Genomic DNA, 1,132 nt, shown 5'->3' with positions numbered 1-1,132 from the left:
GGCGACATGCCCCCCCCGACCCGTCACACGGGGTGGGCGCAGGCCCACCGCTGAGGACATCCTGCGGTGGGCGCGAGCCCGCCCTAAAGCGAGAAGAGTTTCATGAGCACCATCCGTTGCGACATCGTCAGCGCCGAGCAGGAAATCTTCCGTGGTGAGGCGACCCTGGTCGTGGCCACCGGTGAGCTGGGTGAGCTGGGCATCGCGCCCAAGCACGCCCCGCTGATCACCCGCCTGAAGCCGGGCAAGGTGGTGGTGACCACGCCGAGCGGCGAGCAGATCGACTTCGCCATCTCCGGCGGCATTCTCGAAGTGCAGCCGCAGGTCGTGACCGTGCTGGCCGACACCGCGATCCGTGCCCAGGACATCGACGAAGCCTCGGTCCGCAAGGCCAAGGAAGAAGCCGAGCGCATCCTGGCCAACCGTGGTGAAGCAATGGAAGTGGCCGAAGCGCAGCAGCGCCTGGCGGAAGTGTCCGCCCAGCTGCAGGCGCTTGAGCGCCTGCGCAAGAACCTCAAGCACTAAGCGGGGCGGCGCGACGGCGCCATCCGCGAAGGGGAAAACGCCGGCTTGCCGGCGTTTTTTTTTTGAGATCCACAACAGGGGCAGGGAATGCAGCACATCCACACGGTCAATGGACATCGCGGTCAAGGCTGGAAGGCGGTACTGGCCACCCCCGGCGGTTGGCTGATCATGGCGTGGAGCCTGCTCTGCCTGCCTTGGCTGTCGGGCATAAAGACCCTCCCGTTCGATGCGGTTCAGCAGTTTTTCCCCGCCGTGAGTTTCAGCGCCGAGCAGCTTCGACACTGGCAGGCGCCGTGGTGGAATCCATGGCTCTACGCCGGCTATCCGCAGTTGGCTGACCCGCAGATGATGACCTTCCAGCCGACCATGGTGCTGCCCATGATGCTGTGGCCGGGGTCACTGCACTGGTTCAATGTGGTGGTCCTGTTGCACCTGTTGGCGGGCGGCTTCGGCGCGATGCGGCTGGCCCGCCACTACCGGCTGGATGCCGTGCCGCAGTTGCTGTTCGCGCTGATGTGGATGTTCGGTGCGGTGGCCGCATCGCGGTTGCAGCACACCCCGATGATCGTGAGCTTTTCACTCCTGCCATGGCTGTGGTTGGGCGTGT

General features: G+C 65.3%; 1 protein-coding gene and 1 pseudogene. Both read left to right on the top strand.

The annotated features are described in order from the left end of the window. Nucleotides 1-102 precede the first annotated feature (102 nt). Nucleotides 103-525, top strand: a complete 423-nt coding sequence (locus tag ACE026_RS09375) for a F0F1 ATP synthase subunit epsilon (RefSeq protein WP_019183637.1) — start codon at nucleotides 103-105, stop codon at nucleotides 523-525. An 87-nt stretch (nucleotides 526-612) separates the two neighbouring features. Next, nucleotides 613-1,132 (top strand): annotated as a pseudogene (locus ACE026_RS09370) (hypothetical protein); the annotation flags it as partial.

The organism is Stenotrophomonas sp. AGC87 (assembly GCF_057333975.1).
The sequence above is the reverse complement of the archived record's forward strand: the minus strand, read 5'-3'. Positions and strand labels throughout refer to the sequence as shown.

Bases quoted from the DNA above. Each gene is read 5' to 3' on its own strand.
- ACE026_RS09375 (WP_019183637.1), top strand. From the start codon at position 103: ATGAGCACCATCCGTTGCGACATCGTCAGCGCCGAGCAGGAAATCTTC.